The 14,838-nt window shown below is 46.6% G+C and carries 15 protein-coding genes; 6 read left to right on the top strand and 9 right to left on the bottom strand.

Going from position 1 to position 14,838, the window contains the following annotated elements:
- Positions 1 to 13: 13 nt before the first annotated feature.
- Together ACAN54_RS21440 and ACAN54_RS21435 are read left to right on the top strand one after the other, a co-directional pair.
- A complete protein-coding gene (locus ACAN54_RS21440; RefSeq protein ID WP_379160170.1) occupies positions 14 to 469 on the top strand; it encodes a CBS domain-containing protein in 456 nt (151 codons plus the stop codon).
- 172 nt (positions 470 to 641) lie between these two features.
- On the top strand, positions 642 to 1,847 hold the full coding sequence (locus ACAN54_RS21435; protein ID WP_379160167.1) for an ROK family protein: 1,206 nt from the start codon (positions 642 to 644) through the stop codon (positions 1,845 to 1,847).
- A gap of 105 nt (positions 1,848 to 1,952) precedes the next feature.
- Here the strand turns inward: ACAN54_RS21435 and ACAN54_RS21430 are convergent, their stop codons facing one another.
- Positions 1,953 to 2,729 carry a DUF817 domain-containing protein gene (locus tag ACAN54_RS21430; RefSeq protein WP_379160164.1) on the bottom strand — a complete coding sequence of 259 codons (777 nt, stop codon included), beginning with the start codon at positions 2,727 to 2,729 and terminating at the stop codon, positions 1,953 to 1,955.
- Positions 2,730 to 3,136: 407 nt separating this feature from the next.
- Here ACAN54_RS21430 and ACAN54_RS21425 point away from each other — a divergent pair, with 407 nt between their 5' ends.
- The 3 genes from ACAN54_RS21425 (at position 3,137) to ACAN54_RS21415 (ending at position 5,083) form a co-directional block, all read left to right on the top strand.
- Positions 3,137 to 3,664, top strand: coding sequence for a hypothetical protein (locus ACAN54_RS21425; RefSeq protein WP_379160161.1), 528 nt, complete (start codon positions 3,137 to 3,139; stop codon positions 3,662 to 3,664).
- A 200-nt stretch (positions 3,665 to 3,864) separates the two neighbouring features.
- On the top strand, positions 3,865 to 4,485 hold the full coding sequence (locus ACAN54_RS21420; RefSeq protein ID WP_379160158.1) for a hypothetical protein: 621 nt from the start codon (positions 3,865 to 3,867) through the stop codon (positions 4,483 to 4,485).
- Positions 4,466 to 5,083 carry a hypothetical protein gene (locus ACAN54_RS21415; RefSeq protein WP_379160155.1) on the top strand — a complete coding sequence of 206 codons (618 nt, stop codon included), beginning with the start codon at positions 4,466 to 4,468 and terminating at the stop codon, positions 5,081 to 5,083. Before ACAN54_RS21420 ends, ACAN54_RS21415 begins: the two co-directional genes overlap by 20 nt.
- Before the next feature lie 141 nt (positions 5,084 to 5,224).
- Here ACAN54_RS21415 and ACAN54_RS21410 read toward each other — a convergent pair whose 3' ends face one another.
- The 3 genes from ACAN54_RS21410 to ACAN54_RS21400 all read right to left on the bottom strand — a co-directional run bounded on the left by ACAN54_RS21410 (position 5,225) and on the right by ACAN54_RS21400 (position 8,151).
- Positions 5,225 to 5,614 (bottom strand): collagen-like protein, encoded by a 390-nt coding sequence (locus ACAN54_RS21410; protein ID WP_379160152.1) that lies wholly within the window; start codon positions 5,612 to 5,614, stop codon positions 5,225 to 5,227.
- 101 nt (positions 5,615 to 5,715) lie between these two features.
- On the bottom strand, positions 5,716 to 6,972 hold the full coding sequence (locus ACAN54_RS21405) for an acyltransferase family protein (RefSeq protein ID WP_379160149.1): 1,257 nt from the start codon (positions 6,970 to 6,972) through the stop codon (positions 5,716 to 5,718).
- Between the two features lie 210 nt (positions 6,973 to 7,182).
- On the bottom strand, positions 7,183 to 8,151 hold the full coding sequence (locus tag ACAN54_RS21400; protein ID WP_379160146.1) for a helix-turn-helix transcriptional regulator: 969 nt from the start codon (positions 8,149 to 8,151) through the stop codon (positions 7,183 to 7,185).
- A gap of 219 nt (positions 8,152 to 8,370) precedes the next feature.
- Here ACAN54_RS21400 and ACAN54_RS21395 point away from each other — a divergent pair, with 219 nt between their 5' ends.
- Complete coding sequence (locus tag ACAN54_RS21395) at positions 8,371 to 8,853, top strand: hypothetical protein (protein WP_379160143.1); 483 nt, start codon at positions 8,371 to 8,373, stop codon at positions 8,851 to 8,853.
- Positions 8,854 to 9,196: 343 nt separating this feature from the next.
- Here ACAN54_RS21395 and ACAN54_RS21390 read toward each other — a convergent pair whose 3' ends face one another.
- From ACAN54_RS21390 to ACAN54_RS21370, 5 genes are read right to left on the bottom strand one after another with little or no spacing between them, the layout of a single operon-like run.
- On the bottom strand, positions 9,197 to 10,159 hold the full coding sequence (locus ACAN54_RS21390) for a glycoside hydrolase family 43 protein (protein WP_379160140.1): 963 nt from the start codon (positions 10,157 to 10,159) through the stop codon (positions 9,197 to 9,199).
- Between the two features lie 24 nt (positions 10,160 to 10,183).
- A complete protein-coding gene (locus tag ACAN54_RS21385; RefSeq protein WP_379160137.1) occupies positions 10,184 to 11,659 on the bottom strand; it encodes an alpha-N-arabinofuranosidase in 1,476 nt (491 codons plus the stop codon).
- 37 nt (positions 11,660 to 11,696) lie between these two features.
- Positions 11,697 to 13,064: an arabinan endo-1,5-alpha-L-arabinosidase gene (locus ACAN54_RS21380; protein WP_379160914.1), complete on the bottom strand. Its 1,368-nt coding sequence runs from the start codon at positions 13,062 to 13,064 to the stop codon at positions 11,697 to 11,699.
- A 4-nt stretch (positions 13,065 to 13,068) separates the two neighbouring features.
- Positions 13,069 to 13,905 carry a carbohydrate ABC transporter permease gene (locus ACAN54_RS21375; RefSeq protein ID WP_379160134.1) on the bottom strand — a complete coding sequence of 279 codons (837 nt, stop codon included), beginning with the start codon at positions 13,903 to 13,905 and terminating at the stop codon, positions 13,069 to 13,071.
- A gap of 24 nt (positions 13,906 to 13,929) precedes the next feature.
- Positions 13,930 to 14,820, bottom strand: coding sequence for a carbohydrate ABC transporter permease (locus ACAN54_RS21370; RefSeq protein ID WP_379160912.1), 891 nt, complete (start codon positions 14,818 to 14,820; stop codon positions 13,930 to 13,932).
- Between the last annotated feature and the right edge of the window lie 18 nt (positions 14,821 to 14,838).

The following is a 14,838-nucleotide window of genomic DNA, read 5'->3' as shown; positions in this document are numbered from 1 at the left end:
GTGGAGGGAAATTATGAAAGCTCATGAGTTTATGGTCAGACAAGTATACAAAGTAAAGGAAGGCGACACGGTTCGCACCTTTATTGAACGATGCATTCAGTTCCGGATCAGCGGCATGCCGGTAGTGAATGACAGAAATGAAATTGTCGCTTATTTAAGCGATGGGGATATTATGCGGTATATCGGCAAACATGAGGATCTTATCGTCGATTCTTTTTTTCAGATCAATGTATTTGTCGGGGATAATGAAGAGTTTGAGGAGCGGACCCGCAGACTGCTGAACCTGAATGTCATGAATATCGCCAAGAAGAAGGTCATCAGCGTTCCCTGGGACGAAGATATTGAGAGAATTGCTACCATTCTCGGCAAAAAACAGATTAAAAAGGTACCTGTGGAGCGAGATCATGTGCTTGTCGGCATTATCAGCCGCGGTGATGTGATTCGCCACACCTTTAAAACCCTGCTCTGACCCGTATTCTTCCATTATCAGATGCTCCGCAGCCGTTTTCCGGCCGTGGAGCCTTTTTTATTTATGTGATAGAAGTTGCGGGCCCCCCCTTTTTATGTCATTCTGTTATCAAGTTTAATCGGAATTATCCCCCTAATCTGATCGGGATATCTATTAATAAGGAGAGACCTTTGTGCTGCCTATTCATGAACTTATTCCCAGTCCCAGAGCCAAGGATATGTATATGTCCGTCAGAAAAAAAGGGACTGTATCCAAACAAACGCTGCTGGAAGAAAGCGGCCTGACCGTCAGTACCTTAACCCGTATCCTCGATGAACTGCTTGCCCAAAGCCTGCTGCTGGAGGTAGGTTACGGGGAGTCGACCGGAGGCAGACGGCCTACACTATATGAGACCAATCCCGCTTACGGTTATGTATTTGGCCTGGAAATTTCCCGGACACATTCCAGGCTTGTGCTTACGGATCTCCATTTGGTACTGCTGGGTGAATATACTTGGCCCATGGATGAGGATCTTACACCTGAACGCTTGATGAATTCCGTATATACCCAGGTGCTGAGCATGCTGGAGCAGGCTTCCATTGACATCAGCCGGGTCATCGGTCTTGGGATCGGAGCCGTTGGCCCCTTGGACCGCAAGGAGGGAACCATTCTGACACCAGCCGGATTCGCCGCTCCCGGCTGGTCGCAGGTGCGCATCAAAGAACGGCTGGAGCAGCTTCTTGATATTCCAGTGTATCTGGATAATGGAGCTAACACTGCGCTTCTCGGCGAATATTGGGCGGGTGGCGACCGGCGGCAGCATCAGCTGCTTTATCTTCATGCCGGCATCGGCCTGCGCTCGGCTATTATGAATGAGGGCCGGATTCTGTACGGTGTCACTGACACCGAAGGAGCGGTCGGGCAGATGATCATCGAGACTACTGGCCTTCCCTCCAGCGTACCTGGAGGCAATTACGGGGCCTGGGAATCCTACGTGTCCATCCGTACACTGGAAATGCAGGCCCGTGGGGAGTGGAACCGCGGCAGAGCCACTCTGCTCCGTGAACTGGCAAACCGCCCGGAGCATGTGGAATTCTCGCATTTAATTGAAGCCCTGCAGGCCGGTGATTCCGTGGTTAACGAAATCTTCAGGCAAGCAGCGGTGTATTGTGGCATTGGCCTTGCCAATCTCATCAACATTCTCCACCCGGAGGAGGTCATTCTGGGCGGCCCTTTATTCTCATCTGCAGATGTTTTCTATCAGGAGGCCACACGGACCGCCCTCGAAAAAACTTACTACCGCGAGCAGTATAAGGTCCGCTTCACCAAAGGCAGCCTGAGTGACAACGCAGTTGCTGCAGGGGCGGCTGCCCTGATCCTCAATCAGCTTACGTCTTGAACAGGTACATAAAGAAACAGCGACAGCCTGGACCGTATAACGAAGTCCCAGACTGCCGCTATTTTATTACACAATAGTTCTTCGTCAGTATTCGAGTAGCCGCTATCATGAATCTTGCGTGTCCCGGCCGGCTTTAACATGTTTAAGCTGGGCAACAATAATGACGCTGATAATGACCAGAAGGAACCATGAACTGATCTTACTGAAGCTAACCAGATGCCAGGCCTCATGCTGGTTAGGATATTTCCATGCACTAAAGAATGTCGCTATATTTTCAGCTAACCAGATAAAAAAACCTACAATAAAAAAAGCTAGTGTCAGTGGCATTCGGTAAGTAATGTTCTGCACCCGGTAGATGATCCATGTTCTCCAGAAGACAACAACCACAAGCGCCGTCAGCCACCAGCGAAGATCCGGTAGAAAATGATGTGTAAAAAAGTTCAGATAGATAGCCCCTCCCAATAGCCCCGCAAAGCTAAGTCCCGGCCAGCCGGTCATATCCATCTTTAGTCTTCTCCATACCTGACACATGTAGCTTGCCACACTGGCATACATAAATCCGCTATAGAGCGGTACACCGAGTAACTTTGTGAATCCAGGTTCAGGATATGACCACGATCCCATTCTCACCTTATACATTTCCAGCAATAATCCAATAACATGAAATATACAGATCACTTTAATTTCATCGAGTGTCTCAAGTCCACTGCGGTACATAAGATACTGTACTGCAAGCAGTACTAGAAGAACGGCATCATAACGGTAAATGAAAGGTACCTCCGCTACGCTGGAAAGAGCCAAGGTTCCAAAGATCGCAACCGGAAATATACAGCTCATCGCCTGATGATAGCCAAAATGCAGTAGTTGTATGATTGGTTTCAACAATGGTATCTCCTCTTTTAACACACAAACCGCACAACATCCTGACTAGAATCCTGATAATCCTCCAGTTTGCGTCCCGTTTATATTAATATATTCAGATTGACCCGGGATATCACCCGGCCTTATCATACGTTCAAAATACCGCTCTTTGCAACAAAGCTCAGCCATTCACCAGCAATCAGGTCATGACCGGAGTGCGTTAGCAGAATGTCAGGTTCTCATTTAAACAGGAATCCGTTTCAGCACGCAAGCCTAATTTCCCTGTTCCAGAAGTCCGAAACTTTTTGCAACATTTTTGCCGGAACTACGTTTATAGAGGTACAAAGCCCGTTTGAGAAAATCAGCGGAGGGTAATTAGGTATATAGACGTATACCGTGTCATATTCTTATCAAGGGGGAATTTTTACATGTTCAAAAGAAAATCGGTTGTTTTGTTTCCTGCTTTGGTCCTCCTGTTCCTTTCCCTCGTGACTACGGCTAGTACGGTAGGTACACACGCAGAAGCGCATAGCGGATCTAAAAGTCAGGAATTGACGGTTTATATACATGAGCTTAAGACCAAAGACGGACATACGACCATGACCGCCGACCAGATCGAATGGTACGAAGGTACTGAAGCGGACCGTATCTTTGCTGAACGTGAGCCTGAATCCGCAGCAGAGCTGGGCGGCGCACTGGACGGTTATTATATTGTAAATGACAGTGACTCGCTTACTTCGTATCCCGTTGCTGATAATGCTGCTGTAACGATGCAGATTTACGATCATACCGGGAACCTGGAAGATTTGGATATCCGATGGAATGAAAGCATCACGCTTCATAAGTTCTTGGCCGAATTCGCCAAAAAGGACGTCTTCGACCTAAGTCAATCCCCATATCACATTACGATTCAGGATGGCAAGGTAACCTCAATCGTACAGCAATATACTCCATAACTTTTACGGCTATATACCACAAAGAGCATCGTCCATAGGGCGGTGCTCTTTGTGGTATGCAGTAACGCATGGATCAGCTTCACACCATTTCCTGCACATCGTATAAAATCCTGTTGACTTTGAGTCGCCACCCCTTTACATTAATATTAACTTCAGTACATTTATTTACCATGGTTAATATTTATCAAGGAGGTTATTTCATGCTTCATACACTGGCTAAAAGTCTGGAAACTGTAACGTTTAAGCTGTGGTTGCTGTTTCTGTTAGGGTCACAAGCTATTTATGCCATTATGCTAAGCTATTCTATTCCACACATAAGCCAAGAAGCTGATGGCCTTTTGATCTTTGATATGAATTCTTTAGGATATGATTATGAATATGCGCATAATTTTCTATCTCAGTTATCGGAAAAAGGCTATACCATGTATCTGCATATTCAGTTACCCCTCGATATTTTGTTTCCTATCCTCAATTGCTTAACTGGATTATCTACTTTCATTTTGCTGATTCGTCTATATCATAAGGTGAAGCATACATCAGCATTCCCAGTATATTCTTTTTGTACAAAAGCCGCATTATCCCTCCCTGTGGTTGCCATGTTATGTGATTACCTGGAAAACCTCATGATCTTCATGATGCTTTCGTACAAAGCGGCAGTTCCAACAATTCTCGTATATGTTGCAAGTATCTTTACAATCATCAAAAGCTTCGCAACTTCAATATTTTATATGGTGCTTGTTGCTATCTTACTCGTAAACTGTGTAGCCTGGATTAGAAGCAGGATCAGGAAGGAGCAAAGAGATGGAGAGTTTCGGAATTAGAGAAAAAAAGGCTGCTCTTTTGAAGGTATCCATACTGGAAGAGATGCTTCGTCTGCTAACAACAAAAAGTATTAATGACTTAACCCTTGATGAGTTGTGTTCTAACATCAATACGACTAAAGTAACCTTTTTTAAAAACTTCAGCTACAAGGAACAGGTTTTGGATTACTTCATATGTAAGTGGCTTTATGATAGGAGTTTTGATATTCACTGCAAAAGGGATCAAGGCGAAGCCGGATTATATAGAGTCTTTCAATCGATTTGTGATGATACGGTTCCCGGTAAAAAAATCATGATCTCACTCATTCAATATTATAGTAAGCTTACAGAAAGACCACCCGCTATCGAGCCTGCACCTTATGAGTATTACCTGTTTAATAAGGAAGCATTTGGCCAAAAGGTAGAGCCACTAAGCCTGCAGCAGGTTTTTATCTACCATCTTTCGGAGATACCTACGATCCATCCTTCTCAGTACAATGAGTTCGTAAGTCATTTATTCGCTTTAATGTATGGTGTGCCCATCCAAACACATATTATGGAACTGGATGATATGTACCCTTTCTATGAGGCCGGTATTAAGAGGATTATAGGAGGATAATGTGATTTTCTGGAATGTCTTATGGTATGTTGAATGTACAAAGAAACCGCTCCTCTGGAATGGTTGGGTAGTCCCCCATTTACCAAAAAAGTGGTTTCTTTTTTTGCGTTTTTTAAGAATGCAGATACACGTCCCCCTGTCTTAGAAGCACGTGAATGAGCTAATCCGATTCAAATCGATACCATAATATCCCCAGAAGAAACCGAACCATCTGAACCCTGCAATAGAATTACGCCCAACAAATACCGGATAGAACCAGAATTGCTCACCGTTGTTCAGCCAAATGTATGTGTTACGGAACAGGCAGCGTCTGATCCCGCCGGGGTCGACGGCATATGTGGCAGCCTGCATTTGCGGTACGAATTGCGGCGGCGGAGCCGTTGGCGCTTGAACGCCTCCCGGTGCACCTCCCGGAGTCCCTGAAGGTCCTCCAGGAAATCCGCCTGGAAACCCCGGTCCTCTCGGCACGCCAGGTCCACCCGGAAATCCCGGAAATCCTCCACCAGTTCCCGGCGTTGGAAAATATCCCATATATGATCGCTCCTTTCATTGAGTAGGCATTATCATCATATGCATTCGCGGAAAGGGCGCCTGGGCGGATACCATTAAAACATCTGAGAAAGAGAAATAATTTATGCGGCATTAACCGGAGGTGTATCCGTCCCCTTACGCCGGAAGAACGGTTTGCCCTTCGACCAATGGATGAACGGCTGCTCTATGCCGTAATATGATATCGTAGCCGCCGCATATGAGATAGCGACGACAGATACACTGATGCCTAACCATCGCCACACGTCCTCAATCCCGGAATAGCGATAGTCCTTGATGCCGTACTTTTCGATTAACGTAATGAACAAATAGTGCCAAATATACAGGCCGAACGAAATTTTTGCAGTAAACCGGAAAAAGCGGTTATCAAGCAAGCGTCCTAAGATCACACTGAACGGTGCAGACAGCAGCACGACCCCGAACAAAATGGCATAAGCCGGGAAGTAGTATGGCTGGTGCTGAAGGCTGAAGTCAAATTCGCCCTGGTGGCGCATACGCCAGATCAGCAAACCGGCAAGCCCCAATGCCACTGCTCCAACTGCGTCGAACAGCCCGAGCCTGCGGATCCGCTCCGTTGCAGTGCCATGCTGCATGAATGCGGTTGTTACAACTGCAGCCAGGATGCCGATGGTGAAGTGGCCGAAGAATCCGATCGGATTGTAATTCGGCATCCAGAATTTCGCACCGCCAATTAGACCATAATCCCAGCCCCGGCCCTGTTCGCTTGGCGTAAACCATTGATGGACAAAGGAATTGGCGACAAGCACCAATCCAAATGCGACACACCAGAACAAGATCGCCTTTCCGAACGAACGCCGCTTGCCGAGCACAAACAATACAGCCATAAACAAAGGCATAAGCGCATAGCAAAATACCTCGAAGCTGATCGACCAGAAAGGCCCGTTCAAGTCGGAGGGGAAAAACGTTGTATAATGGAAGCCTGACGTAAATGTGAAGCCCGTTATGATTCGCCGCCACAAGAACTCCGCAGGAATATCCAGCCTCCATACAAGCAACAGGCAAACCAGGAATGAAACATAGAAGCCAGGCATAATTCTTGCAGCACGGCGCACTGCATAAGTGCGGATACTCGGATACGGCTCATTCTCTACGTAAGCGCTCCAAAAGGGAAACGAAAGCAAGAAACCGCTTAACAAGAAAAACAAGCTAACCCCGCTGTTCCCCAGTAAGAAAACCGATTGTACCTCTTGAAGCCAAGGCTTTTGTGCGGGCATCATCAGCCGTTGTGACAAATGATGCAGAATGACGGACAGGCAAGCGATCGCACGAATGCCATCCGCTCCTGTTAATCGGGTACTGCCTAACCGAATCTTTGACATCAGTTCATTTTCCCCTTTGTACAAATGATTCCCTGAGCGGGTGATCGCCCGCGTAGACAACGGCAATCACATCTGTGCACACACTACTCCCATTCCCAATAACGCCGCACATCGATTTCAGGTACTCCTATCTTTCAATAAATTACAGGAAAATCCTTCAACGTTTGTATTATTCAGCAATAAAAATTAGGCGGATGTTGAAATAATCTGTTATGACTTTCGCACGGGTCTGATATATTTAAAATACCGTTCCGGATTAAAATAAAAGTAAATGATTCTGCCAGGGGATGGATCAAAGCAGTAACCGGTGCGTGCAAAATCAAACGTTGCCATTGTCTTTTCCATCCGTTCCTCCACACTACGATTTTCCTGTTCATAATCAAAAGCCCCATGTTCAAAAACAATATACTCAGCTTCGGAAACATCAATCATAAGCATTTGTGTGGGTACTTCGCCATTATAATCAAAAGGAAGACGTACACCATAACACTCTGTACGTGGAATACCCCAATCGCAGAGTCTGCCGTCCGGGTCATTCATGTATGCCATAATCTGACCGTTGCCACTATTAGATTCGCTCCCGCCATCGTCATCCAATTTGCCCTTGATACTATCGAGTAAGCCGCAAATGGTCTCGCAGTCCTGCCCCGGAATGAGACTTTGCTTTTGCCAAAAATCCCAATACCCGTTACTCTCATAGTTTTTAATGTGCAAAAATTTATGTGCCGGAATGGTAATAAAATAAACTTTGATATCCTCTGTAGATTTCATCATCCCAATCTCTCCCAATCCTAAAAAGTAGCGGTCGAAAGGATTAATTTTTGTGCGAAGAACGACAGGCTTAGGTTTATTCCGGTATTCGCTTGGAGCTACACCATATACTCCTTTGAAAGCTCTGGTAAACGCCTCATGTGATGAAAAACCATAATCAAAAGCAATATCCAAAAGGCTTTTTTCGCTATCCCGAACCTCTTTTAGGGCAAAGGCTAATTTTCTATGCCGCAGATAATCCCTAAATTGCATACCCGATATTTCCTTGAATTTTCTCGTAGTATGAAATTCGGAATAACCTAACTTGCGAGAAAGAAATCGCAGCGTTATTGCTTCACTGTTACGATTTTTAATACACTCGTCAATCTCATCAACGATGATTTGGATTTGCTTATGCCACTCGTACATTCGTCTATTCACCCCGCTTCAACCACTCTAAGGTCATTATGGAGCAAGAGAAATTACATTGCTTGATTCCACTTGCGAAAAAGAGATAAAGAAACTGCCAATGTGGTTTAAATCGAATAAAATGAATCTAAGCTTTAAATTCGCGAAAAAGAAGAACTGGTCTAAGACCCTCTCTTCTTTTATATCTAAAAATAACGCAAAGAAAGGGCCTTTAGAAAAATGAAACGAAACAGATTGTTTTCATATTTTATTGTATTGGTACTGACAACAATAATATTATCTGCTTGCGGTCAAAAAGTTTCTGAGCATATAACCGGCGACGAAAAGACAGCAGCTGAGTATATTATATCTAAAGGATATAATATACTCTCGTATGAAGGGGAAATTAGCAAATACACGCTTGATAAACAGAAACTTTCCCAGTATGCCTATAAAGAGATTTGGGATGTTCAAGAAGTTAAGCCTGACAGTTATATCGGTGAAGAAATTGTCACCTATGGATTTATAGTTAACCAGCATCCGCTAGATAAAAAATACGCTTCACTTTATAAACAATATAACTATGAAACGGTGTTAAACGTCATGCTTTCTGATGGAAAAATAATTGGAGGCACCTCCTCTCCCGAACAGAAGGACAAAGAGTTTTTGTCAACAGGTGGCTACTATTCCCTTGAGGCCAAAGAACTCGATTCCCCTGAATAATCTCTGCCTGTCACACCAATTCTACATAGCCCTTGTATCATAAAGAAAGGAATAATGTAATGCTTAGCGTCGATCGATGACCACCATTGGTCGAAGGCTTCGAAATCATTCATTGATGATATGTTTCCCGAATTAACGACTTTTAAAGGCGGGAATTCGATTACACGGACCCTCTCCATTTTCACAAAACCTCCATGGAATTGATGTGCTTTACCTTTAAGTGCTTCCTGTCCTCATATAGCAGCAAAAAGTGCCCCGCCACCCTATATAGGGTTGCCAGGACACTTTTCACTTGAAGAATGGCTATTCATTTGCCAATTTTATAATACCAATGTTCGCTTCCTTACTTCCCGCTATCTTTGACCGGCACTCCGAAATTCGGTGTACCGTCTTCATTCCATTTCAGCACCTGGGCACGGGTATGGCGGTTAGGATCATATAGCGGATCTCCGGTGATCTCCTTGTAATTGCGCGCATGGTAGATCAGCACATCTTCCCCATTTTCGTTGACCGTGAAGCTGTTGTGCCCCGGACCATATTGTCCGTTCTCTTCACTGGTTTGGAATACAGGATCAGGGTACTTGCTCCAGGAGGCCGCATCCAGCAGATCGCTGTCTTCGTCGGCCATCAGCAGCCCTAGGCAGTAATTATGGTCCGTAGCACTGGCCGAGTAACTTATGAAGATTTTGCCGCCCCGTTTCAGGACCGCCGCGCCTTCATTGACACTGAATCCAATAACTTCCCATGGATACTCCGGTTTGGATATCATCGTCTGCGGATCTTTCAGTGTCCAAGGATTCTCCATCTCTGAAATGTACAGGTTGGAATTCCCCGGAATGTCCGGGTCCTTCTGTGCCCATACATAGTAGAGCACTCCCTTGTGCTGGAAGCTGGTCGCATCCAAGGCGAAAGACTCCCAGGCAGTTATCACCTGGCCCTTCTCCACCCAATGTCCCTCGAGCGGATTCGCCGATTCGTTCTCCAGTGCATACATGCGGTGATCGAACAGCCCTTCCTTGGTCTCCGTCGTCCGGGCAGCCGCGAAGTAAATGTACCATTTGCCTTGAATATAATGGATTTCGGGGGCCCAGATGTTGGCACTGAGCGGTCCGGTCTCATATTTGCGCCAGGCCACTGCAGGCACGGCATCTCGAAGACCTTCAATGGTATCGGCTCTCCTTACTTCAATCCGGTCGTATTCCGGCACCGAAGCCGTGAAGTAATAATAACCATCTGTATGCTTATATACCCAGGGATCCGCACGCTGCTCCACAAGCGGATTGCTGTACTCTTTATTCCTGCTCATTATAGTCTCTCCTTTATAAGTTCTTTACACCAGGGTAAGGACAACCACCGATGCCGGAGGTAGCTGGCAGTCCAGTACTCCATCCTTCAGTGCAGCCCCTGTAAAAAGAGCCGTCGCAACGGTTTCCGGTGCCTCAAAGGTATTGTGGGCATTCAGATCAGAATGGGTCAGAATTTGACCCGATACGGTTCCCGCCGAAGTACCAATCATCTCAATGCTTAGGCTCGCGCTGTCCGCATGGCTGATGTTGCATAGGGAAATGCAAATCTTGCCGGCCGCATCCCGGGAAGCGGATATGCTCACCTGAGGGAGAGACTCACCGCCCATGCTATACACCGGACTCTCAAAAGCCACCTCAAGAAGCTCGTTATCCTGATGCACCTTGTACATCTCAAAGACATGATACGTAGGTGTAAGCAGCATTTTGTCACCTTCGGTTAAGATCAGCGCCTGCAATACGTTGACCATTTGCGCAATATTCGCCATATGCACCCGTTTGCTGTGGTTCTGGAAAATATTCAGGTGAATCCCGGCCACTAGTCCATCACGCAGTGTATTCTGCTGATATAAGAACCCGGGATTGGTTCCCGGCTCACTGAGGAACCAAGTTCCCCATTCATCTATAATCAATCCTACCCGCTGCTCCGGATCATATTTGTCCATGATCGCTGAATGCCGGGTAATCAACTCATCCATATGGAGGGATTTCTTCATCGTCTCGAACCATTCGCCATGGTCGAAGCCGAGTGCATATCGTTTCTCTTCCCAGCTGCCCGGAATGGTATAGGAATGCAGGCTAAGACCATCCATGTACCGTCCGGCTTCGCGCATCAGCACTTCCGTCCAGTTATAGTCGTCCACGTTGGCGCCTCCGGCAATTTTGTAGAGCTTATTATCACCGTAATTACGCGCATACGTCTGGTAGCGGCGGTACAGATCGGCATAATATTCCGGACGCATATTGCCTCCACAGCCCCAATTCTCATTTCCGACGCCAAAATATTTCAGTGTCCACGGTTGTTCCCGTCCATTCTCAGCCCGTAGCCCTGCCATTGGCGATTCGCCGTCAAAGGTCATATACTCGACCCATTCGGACATCTCCTGAACAGTACCACTGCCGACATTGCCGCAGATATACGGTTCACATTCCAGAAGCTCACAAAGGCGGAAGAATTCATGTGTGCCAAAGTGGTTATTCTCGACTACCCCGCCCCAGTGGGTGTTGATCATCCGCTTGCGGGTTTCCGGAAGGCCGATACCGTCCTTCCAGTGATATTCATCGGCGAAGCAGCCGCCCGGCCAGCGGAGCACCGGAATATCCAGTTTGCGCAGCGCAGCTATTACATCATTGCGGATACCGTCCGTATTGGGAATCGGCGAATCTGCCCCAACCCAAATCCCTTCATAGATACATCTGCCGAGATGTTCGGCAAAGTGCCCGTACAAATGTCGGTTAATTGTTGCTTTACTTACATCTGCAATGATTCTCACAGTATTCATTGTTGTCATCTCCATTCTTTTCCGCTCAAGATATAATTTAATTTCCGGAGCTTCTCTTTCCCCAACTGGAAATTCCATCATCATTCATCCCAGTGAATACCAGGGTTTGTCTATCTTCTTCCCAATCCCAGGAAGGAAGAAGCTGTACCTTCTCGCATCGTCCTTTACCTTCCGGGAGGTCATTCCAGATAAGCGTTAATGTTCTTTTTCCATCAAAAATCCACTTTCCCGTACCCTGCGCTCCGGTCAGGCCGCCGTTCTCATGCAATTCAAGTAGCTCTGACTCTACCTGTCCATCCACAGCCGGATCAAGAAGGAGCCGCTCCCAGCATCCTGGAATCAGGTCTGCAGGAATGTTTTGTTCTGTTTCTCCCGCGTAGCGCTCCGGAGATACTACCGGCCAGCCATCTTCGGTCCACAGGATTTTGCGGATATGCAGATAAGGCCACAGCTTATCCTGTCCTCCCCGTGCGTGGTGCACCATGTAATAGGTCCCGCCATCGTTCAATACGGAATTATGACCCGGCGCAATCCAGCCTGGATCTTGAACGAAACGGTAGCCTCCCAGAATCTTCACTCCCACCTCATACTGCGGCAAATGACGGCTGTCCTTCATATCCCGGCCATGCATATCGACATAAGGGCCAGTGATGGAATCTGACCGTGCAACGCGGACATTGTAATCTTCGAATAGTGAGTCATAGGAAACGAACAGATAATATTTCTTGAACTGTTCATTGTAGACAATGTATGGACCTTCAACCGCTCCGTCTTCCGTCGCTTGATCACGGACGGCCAGCAGCTCTCCGAATCCCTCCTGCTTGGGCTTGCCGGACCCGCTATCCAGCTCGATAATGTGAATGCCGCCAAAAAAGGAACCGTACACCATCCACATCCGGCCATCTGCATCCGTTACCACATTGGCGTCAATTGCATTCAGTGCATCTTCTGCCCGGGTGGCAATCACAACGCCTTTATCCGTCCAGGGACCTTCTATCGAAGCAGCGGTCTGTAATCCTATCATGGACTGACGGCTGCCAAATGTAGAGGCGGAATAGTACATCCGGTATTCCCCGTGCACCTCCACCACATCAGGAGCCCAAAGATTAATGGAATTCGCCCATTCCTTGGCAACCTGCGGAATACCGGGCAGCGCATAATGCACCCACTCCCAGTGGATCAGATCCGCAGATTTACGTACCATCACACCTGGCACTACTTCCCCGCCGACCCTTACATCGGTTGAAAAAACATAGTATCCTTGCTCCGTCTTCACGATTCCGGGGTCATGCGCATTATGTACGCCCCACTCCGACTCCTGATCGAGAATGGAGCTATCATACAGCTTGAATTCACCCGGTGATTTAGGAAATACTAGTCCGCTGCCACTAAGGTTAGACAAAATGGAATCATCCCTTCACTCCGGATATAGCCACGGATTCGATAATTTGCTTCTGGAACACCAGGAAGATAATCAGCATCGGCAACAGGGCAATAATAGAGGCTGCCATGATCAGCGGATAATCCGTCTGAATGGCATAGGTGGCATTAAAGTTGGCAATGACCAGTTGGAGGGTCTGCTTCTCCGGTGAATTCAGATAAATAATAGGTGACAGGTAATCATTCCAGATTCCCATAAACCACAGGATCAGCTGTGCCGCAACCGCAGGCTTGATGAGCGGAAAGGTAATCGAGCTGAACAGCCGGAAATAGGAACTGCCATCAATTTTGGCGGCTTCAATAATAGCATTAGGCACACTGCTCAAATATTGCCGCAAGAAGAAGATCATCACGATATTCCCGAACAGCCCGGGCACGATCAGCGGCAGTAGCGTATCTACCCATCCCAGCTTGGAGAACATGAAGAACTGCGGAATCATGACTGCCGGGTATGGAATCATTAATGAAGAGAGCATGAGCAGAAAAATCTTATTCTTAGCAGGGAATTTCAATTTAGCAAAAGAAAATGCCGCAAGACTTGAGGTGAACGTTCCCACCACAGTTACACTTACTGCGATGATCACACTATTCTTGATACCGCTCAACAGTTGGCCTGCTTCCCAAATCTCATGGTACTTACTAAAAATAAATGGATTGGGAATCCAGACCGGAGGCAATGCGAATACATCCTGTTTATCTTTAAGTGAAGTGGATAGCATCCAGAGCAGCGGTCCAATCATGAATACAGCGCCGATTAATAACAAAGTGAATATGATTGAATTGGTAATTCTTCTTCTTCTTGTCATATTTATTCGTTCCTCCCTCTCATATCAATCGACATCGAACGATTGTTTCTCGTTCATTCGGAATTGGATAAGAGTCACGACAAATATAAAGAAGCCGAGTACGACTGCCATTGCGGAAGCATAGCCCATCTGGAAGTTCCCGAAGGCCTTCTGCCAAATGTAGAACACAACGGATGCTGAAGCATACTCCGGCCCGCCAGTTGGAGTCATAATGTTCATCTCGGTAAAAATTTGCGATCCTCCGATAATATTAGTTACGATGATAAAGAAGGTAACGGGACGCACCATAGGCCAGGTAATGTGCCAGAATGCCTTGAAGCCGTTCGCGCCATCCAGCTCAGCCGCTTCATAGTAGGATCTTGAAACACTCTGTAATGCCGCTAAATACAACAGCATCGTATAGCCGACGCCCTTCCACACTGCCATAATGATCAGTGCGGGTTTGACAGTAAATTTATTGGCCATCCAGTTGGGACCGCTGATTCCGAAGAGATCAAGAAACTGGTTAACCAGTCCATAGTCCCCGTTATAGGCCCAGTTCCACATAATAGATACCGCTGCCAGGGAAGAAATAACCGGAACATAGTAAATCACACGGAAAGCCGTAGTGCCCGGTACTCCACGGTTCAAACCGAGCGCCAATAAAAGTGCAAGAACAATACCGATCGGTATGCCAAGCATCATGAATAGTGTATTGAACAAAGCTTTGTGGAAGAGCTCATCCGTTAACAGATCCTTGAAATTGCTCAGTCCAATAAGATTCATCTGGCCGAGTCCGTCCCAATCTGTAAATGAGCCATATATCGAATAGATCATAGGGTACAGCGTAAAGATCAACAGTCCCAAAAGCGGAGGAAGAATAAATAAGAATCCGTAGATCTTTTCCTTCCGGTAGAGGTTCGACTTGGTTATCAATACAATCACCTCAATTTC

It is taken from the genome of Paenibacillus diazotrophicus, from assembly GCF_042610465.1.
The sequence above is the reverse complement of the archived record's forward strand: the minus strand, read 5'-3'. Positions and strand labels throughout refer to the sequence as shown.

Coding starts and splice junctions, on each gene's coding strand:
- ACAN54_RS21440 (WP_379160170.1), top strand. CDS start 14: ATGAAAGCTCATGAGTTTATGGTCAGACAAGTATACAAAGTAAAGGAA.
- ACAN54_RS21425 (WP_379160161.1), top strand. CDS start 3,137: ATGTTCAAAAGAAAATCGGTTGTTTTGTTTCCTGCTTTGGTCCTCCTG.
- ACAN54_RS21420 (WP_379160158.1), top strand. CDS start 3,865: ATGCTTCATACACTGGCTAAAAGTCTGGAAACTGTAACGTTTAAGCTG.
- ACAN54_RS21415 (WP_379160155.1), top strand. CDS start 4,466: ATGGAGAGTTTCGGAATTAGAGAAAAAAAGGCTGCTCTTTTGAAGGTA.
- ACAN54_RS21410 (WP_379160152.1), bottom strand. CDS start 5,614: ATGGGATATTTTCCAACGCCGGGAACTGGTGGAGGATTTCCGGGATTT.
- ACAN54_RS21405 (WP_379160149.1), bottom strand. CDS start 6,972: ATGTCAAAGATTCGGTTAGGCAGTACCCGATTAACAGGAGCGGATGGC.
- ACAN54_RS21400 (WP_379160146.1), bottom strand. CDS start 8,151: ATGTACGAGTGGCATAAGCAAATCCAAATCATCGTTGATGAGATTGAC.
- ACAN54_RS21395 (WP_379160143.1), top strand. CDS start 8,371: ATGAAACGAAACAGATTGTTTTCATATTTTATTGTATTGGTACTGACA.
- ACAN54_RS21390 (WP_379160140.1), bottom strand. CDS start 10,159: ATGAGCAGGAATAAAGAGTACAGCAATCCGCTTGTGGAGCAGCGTGCG.
- ACAN54_RS21385 (WP_379160137.1), bottom strand. CDS start 11,659: ATGAATACTGTGAGAATCATTGCAGATGTAAGTAAAGCAACAATTAAC.
- ACAN54_RS21375 (WP_379160134.1), bottom strand. CDS start 13,905: ATGACAAGAAGAAGAAGAATTACCAATTCAATCATATTCACTTTGTTA.